The organism is Micromonospora sp. M51, from assembly GCF_018070305.1.
GTDB lineage: Bacteria > Actinomycetota > Actinomycetes > Mycobacteriales > Micromonosporaceae > Micromonospora > Micromonospora parva.
Window position 1 is genome coordinate 1 of record NZ_JAGPXZ010000407.1, and the last position, 5500, is coordinate 5500.

The window sequence follows — 5500 nt, forward strand, 5'->3', positions numbered from 1 at the left end:
GCCTCACTGTCGACGGCGGCCGGGTCGACGTGGACCTGTTGCGCGCGCACAAGCAGGACGTGGTCGAGGGGATGGTCGCCGCCAACCGGCAGCAGTTCCTCGACTCCGGCCTGCACCTGGTGATCGGCGAGGCCCGGTTCGTCGGCCCACGGACCGTCCGGGTGGCCCTCGCCGACGGTGGCGAGCGGCTGCTGCGCGGCACCGACGTCGTGATCAACACGGGGACCCGCCCCCATCTGCCGTCGGTGCCCGGGATGGCCGAGGCCGGGGTGCTCACCAGCGACGAGCTGCTGCGCCTGGATCGGCTGCCGGCCCGGCTGGTGGTGCTCGGCGGCGGCACCGTCGGAGTGGAGTTCGCGCAGATGTTCGCGTCGTTCGGCAGCGCGGTGACGCTGGTCGAGGGCGGTCCACGGCTGCTCACCCGGGAGGATCCCGACGTGAGCGACGCGGTGATGCGCGTCTTCCTCGACGACGGCATCGACGTACGGGTGGGTGTGGCGGTAGCGCGCATCGAGCGGGACCCCGACGGCGCGTTGCGGGTGACGCTGGACGACGGCGGCGTGGTGATCGGGGACGACGTGCTGGTGGCGGCCGGCCGGGAACCGGTCACTGACGGGCTCGGCCTGGACGTCGCCGGCGTACGGCTCAGCGAACGGGGCTTCGTGGAGGTCGACGAACACCTGCGCACCAGCGCCGAGCACACCTGGGCGGCCGGAGACGTCGCCGGCAGCCCCCAGTTCACCCACGTCTCGTTGGACGACTACCGGATCATCAGGGCGAACCTCGCGGGAGGCCGGCGCAGCACCGCCGACCGGCTGATCCCGTACACCGTCTTCACCACCCCGGAGCTGGCCCGGGTCGGGCTGACCGAGACCGAGGCGCGCCGCGCCGGGTACGACGTCCAGGTCGCCCACCTGCCGGTCGCCGCCATCCCCCGGGCCCGCACCCTGCGTCAGACCCGGGGCATGTGGAAGGCGGTCATCGACACCGGCACCGACCGGATCCTCGGCGCGGCGCTGCTCGGCCCCGAGGCCGGCGAGGTGATCACCTCCGTGCAGCTGGCCATGCTCGCCGCGATGCCGTGGACCGCCCTGCGGGACGCGGTCATCACCCACCCGACCATGACCGAGGGCCTCAACCTGCTGTTCGCCTCGCTGGAGTCCCGCCCGGTCCGCTGAGCGCCGCTCGACCAACCGTGCACCGGCTACCCGGCGATCTCGTCGCGTACCCGTTGCTGGAAGGCGCGGGCCTGCGCCCCGGTGGGCGGCGGCCCGCCGTGCCGCGCGGCGACCGCCTGCCGGATGACCTCGGCCGGGTCCCCCGCGTCGATCAGCCGCTGACCGGCCGCCGTCTTGGCGAGCCAGATGCCGTCGCGGTGGCGCACCAGCGATCGGCAGGCCCCGAGCACGGCGTCCTCGGTGCCGGGTGCGGGTTGGTCGGCGGGCGGTGTGGGTAGGGCGAGCCACCAGGTCAGCGCCTCGACGAGCAGCCGGCGCAGGTCGGCCGGGGCGAGGTCGGCGAAGACCTCCCCCGCTGGCGGCCCGAGCAGCGCGAGTCCGCTCTGGTGCAGGATGCTGCGGTCGAGGCCGTACCAGAACCGGCCGTCGGCGACCGGGCGGTCGGCGGGGTCGAGGGTGCGCCGGAACGGCATGCCGGCCCCGGTGTTCAGTTCGACCTCGAAGCCGGGCTCGGGGGTGCCGGAGGCGGCCACCGCCCGGTCGTAGACCACCAACTCCAGCCCGCGCGCCGGGCAGGGCAGCGCCTCGTGCCGCAGCCGCGCGACCAGCGCCTGCTTGGCGTCGGTGCTGAGCGGCCCGGCGCTGAGCAGCGCCACGTCCACGTCGCTGCGACCGGGCTGGTACGCCCCGAGCCCGACCGAGCCGGCGGCGTACGCCCCAACCAGGTCGGTGCCGAGCACGTCCCGGGCGGTGCTGACCAGGTCGTCGAGGTAGCGCTGAAGATCGGAGTGCACGGGCCATCATGGCGCACGGCTCGGAACCGGGCGGCACTACCCCGCGTAGAGCAGCAGCAGACCGGCGACGGTGTAGGTGACCATGAGTGCCAGCAGGGGCAGTTGGCCGGCCACCGCCCGGGCCCGGGGGAACAGGTACAGCGCGCGGTCGTGGGCGAGCAGGGTGCCGAGCAGGTGTCCGAGGACGATGACGGTGATCTGCAGGGTGGCCACCCCGGAGGGCGTGACCAGCGCGGTGTGCGGTTCCCAGTCGGCGGTGCCGAGCCAGTTGGCACCGGTGCCCAGCGGGTCGGAGAGCAACGCGACGGTGCGCTGGCCCTCCAGGATCAGCAGCGAGTAGTAGTGCGCCACCACGTACCCGACCGCGATCGGCACGATGGAGTGGGCGATCTCGCCCGGCACGGCACGGGCCTCGGCCGGGTCGGCGCGACCGATGCGCGCCGCGGCGCCGGTGGCGGCGAGGTACGCCACCGCGACGGCGGCGATGACGAGGCTCAGGCCGGCGCTGCCGGTGACGGCCGGGTGCAGGCCGTTCTCCTGGCTGAAGCGCAACCAGCCCGGCGCGTTGGAGAGGCTGTCGTACATGGTCGAGCCGAGCAGCACGATCACCACGGCGACCAGCCCGGGGCGGGGACGCAGACCGGCGATCCCGTCGAGCGGATTGCGCCACACCAGGACGCCGTCGGCGGCCCGGCCGAGCGGGGCGAGCTGACCGATCAGGGTGCTGTACGCCTCGAACGGGTCGGCGTGGTCGAACCAGCCGGCGCCGAACACCACCGCGCCGACCAGCAGGAGCACCGCGTACCCGGCCAGCCAGGCGGTGATGACCGGCAGGGTGGCCCGGTCGGGGGCGACCAGTTCCAGCCAGACGAACCCGAACAGGGTGGCGGCGGCGGGCCACCATCCGACCCCGTCGGGCAGTTCACGCAGCCCACGGTGCGGGTCGCGCCGCGCGGCCAGCGCGGCGAGCAGGTGCACGGTGCGCAGCGGGTTGACCGCCCGCCAGACCGGGCCGAGCAGCAGCGACAGCGGTGCCAGCCCGACCCAGAGCAGGACGTAGAGCGTGCCGGCCGTCGGGTTGTCAGCGGTGTCCGGCCCGCCCAGCAGGCCGAGGCAGAACCAGGCGGCGGCGAGCAGGCCGAGCCCGCGCAGCGCCCACCGGACGGCCTGCGCGTCGACGAGTCGAGCGAGCCAGCGCGGCACGGGGCGACCGCCGGTGGCGTCCCGGTCGAGCCGGGGTTCGCGCCACAGCACACCCAGTGCCACGAACGTGACGACGAGGGTCAGCGCGGCGGCGACGACGAGCTGCGGCAGCGTGATCGGCAGGTCCTGGCGGCCACCGACACCGTGGGCCAGCAGCGTGGGAGCGGCCGTCATGCCGCTCAGCGGACGACGAGCTGGAAGAGCACCAGCTCGGAGTCGTGCGTCTCCACCTCGAACAGTCCGGTCTGGTCGGCGCGGAACTCGACCGAGCCGGGCGTGCCGGCCGGCAACCGGGCGCCCAGGTCGTAGCCGTGCACGTGCAACTCGTCGGACACGTCGGAGGTGACAGTGATCCGGACCAGCTCGCCCTTACTGACGGTGACCCGCCCGGTCGGCGGATCGACCCGCCGCTTCGCGATCGTCACGGTGATCTGTCGGTCCACCGCCGGGGTGCTGGCGGCGGCGCTGGGGGTGCCGGTGGGCGTCGGGGCGGGTGCGGTGGGGGTGGCGCCCGACGGGCCGGCGGACGTCGGCGCCGTCGAGGGGGTGCCCACCGAGGGGTCGTCGTCCTGCCCGCAACCGGCGAGGAGCAGGGCGGCGAGGGCGACGGCGGTGACGGTCGCGGCGGTGCGGGCGGCGGGGGTGCGGACGAACACGGGTGGACTCCGAACGACGCGAGGGGGACGGGTGTCGGTTTGATCGTCGGGGAGGAGAACTCTACGTCTTGTTCGGTGCCGGGGAAATGACCATGATGAACGAATGCGATCGAAGCTGATCACTGTGCGTAAGGTTCTGAGCCGTACCGTGGCGGCGCTGGCAGCGGCCCTGGCGGTGTCGCTGCTGCTGCCGGTCGCCCCGGCGTACGCGCACGGCCAGCTGGCGACCTCCACCCCGCTGACCGGCACCGTGGTACGCGAGCCGCTGACGCAGCTGGCGTTGTACTTCACCGAGAAGCCGGCCTCGAACGCGCACTTCGCCGTCACCGGGCCGGACGGGTCGCGAGTGGACAGTGGCTGGTCGCACGGTGAGCCGAAGCGACTGGACAAGCCGGTCACCGAGTACTTCATGGTCAACGGCGTGTTCGAGCCACGGCTGTACCACACCGGCTTCCCGGCCATGGTGACCGTCGCCCACTGGCCGGCGAAGGGCCGTTACACCGCCAGCTATCTCTCCGTGGCCTCCGACGGTGAGGCGGTGCGGGGCGAGGTGAGCTTCGACTACCAGGGCCCCGGCACGCCTGCCCCGGCCGGTTGGTCGCCGCCCACGGCGGGGCCGGATCCGGCGCTGATCGCCCAGGCCGAGGGTGGGGGCTCGACCACCCCAGGAGCCACCGGCAGCCCGCACGCCCCCACCGCCGCGTCGGCGGCCGCCCCGGCCGGCGCCGCCCCGGAGCAGCGTGGCGGCGGCTTTCCGGCCTGGCTGGTCCCGGCCCTGATCGTCGTGGTGGTCTCGGCGGTGGTGTTGCTGGCGGCCCGCCGTCGACCTGCGGCGCGGGGCGCCTCCCCGGCGGGCCGCCGGCCGACCGGCGCGGCGGGTCGGGGCGGCGGCGGCACCCGCAAGGCCGCGGGTCCGACTCGGAAGACCGGTGCCCGGACGGGTGGTCCGGCACGGCGCGGACGGCGGTAGACCACCGCAGCAACCGGTATTCTTCGCATACCGCCTCGAACTTTCGCACGGACATAGGAAACTTTTGATGTATCGAGGCGAAGCCATGGACAGTGCAATCGAAACACCTTAATGTCTCGACCCATCAACCCGGTGTTTCCGCACTGTCACTCGTCGGCGTCGAGGACGTTACGGAGCCGGGGCCGACGGTCATCCTCACCGCTGATCCACGCCGGCCGTCGGGCACTCCACTGCCTCCTGGAGGAACGATGGGCACACCCCTGCTACGCCGACTCCACCATCCCGTCCTCGGTGCGCTGGCGCTCGTCCTCGCCGCCGGCCTCTGGGCCGTCCCCGCCACCGCCGCCCCCGCGCAGGAACCGGGCGTCACACTGCGCGTCTTCGACGTGCAGGTGCCGCTGTCCGAGCTGTGCACCCTCAAGCCCGCCCAGACCCCGAACGTGGACAAGCTGATGTCCACCATCAACTGGACCTCGGCGGCCGACTTCGGCTTCGAGGACAACTTCGTCTCGCAGGTGCTCGGCAACATCACCACCACCCAGGCCGGCAGCTACACGTTCCGGCTCAGCAGCGACGACGGATCCAAACTGTCCATCGACAATGCCGTGGTGATCAACCACGACGGGCTGCACGGCGCCACCCCGCCCAAGGAGGGAACCGTCACCCTCACCGCCGGCCTGCACCCGCTGCGCATCGACC

Annotated in this window: 6 protein-coding genes; 3 read left to right on the forward strand and 3 right to left on the reverse strand. The window is 73.3% G+C overall.

What is annotated here, in order from left to right:
- On the forward strand, nt 1-1178 hold a 1178-nt coding region (locus KBX53_RS20660), incomplete at its 5' end, for an NAD(P)/FAD-dependent oxidoreductase (protein WP_210861100.1).
- Nucleotides 1179-1204: 26 nt separating this feature from the next.
- Here the strand turns inward: KBX53_RS20660 and KBX53_RS20665 are convergent.
- The 3 genes from KBX53_RS20665 to KBX53_RS20675 are packed head-to-tail and all read right to left on the reverse strand — an operon-like array spanning nt 1205 to nt 3831.
- Nucleotides 1205-1972, reverse strand: a complete 768-nt coding sequence (locus KBX53_RS20665; protein ID WP_210861102.1) for a nucleotidyltransferase domain-containing protein — start codon at nt 1970-1972, stop codon at nt 1205-1207.
- 36 nt (nt 1973-2008) lie between these two features.
- Nucleotides 2009-3349, reverse strand: coding sequence for a hypothetical protein (locus KBX53_RS20670; RefSeq protein ID WP_210861104.1), 1341 nt, complete (start codon nt 3347-3349; stop codon nt 2009-2011).
- 5 nt (nt 3350-3354) lie between these two features.
- Nucleotides 3355-3831 carry a hypothetical protein gene (locus tag KBX53_RS20675; RefSeq protein ID WP_030335497.1) on the reverse strand — a complete coding sequence of 159 codons (477 nt, stop codon included), beginning with the start codon at nt 3829-3831 and terminating at the stop codon, nt 3355-3357.
- A gap of 103 nt (nt 3832-3934) precedes the next feature.
- On the opposite strand from KBX53_RS20675, the gene KBX53_RS20680 reads away from it, so the two are divergent.
- Together KBX53_RS20680 and KBX53_RS20685 are read left to right on the forward strand one after the other, a co-directional pair.
- Nucleotides 3935-4801 (forward strand): copper resistance protein CopC, encoded by an 867-nt coding sequence (locus tag KBX53_RS20680; RefSeq protein ID WP_210861106.1) that lies wholly within the window; start codon nt 3935-3937, stop codon nt 4799-4801.
- A 248-nt stretch (nt 4802-5049) separates the two neighbouring features.
- A partial coding sequence (locus KBX53_RS20685; protein ID WP_247675945.1) for a PA14 domain-containing protein occupies nt 5050-5500 on the forward strand: 451 nt, incomplete at its 3' end.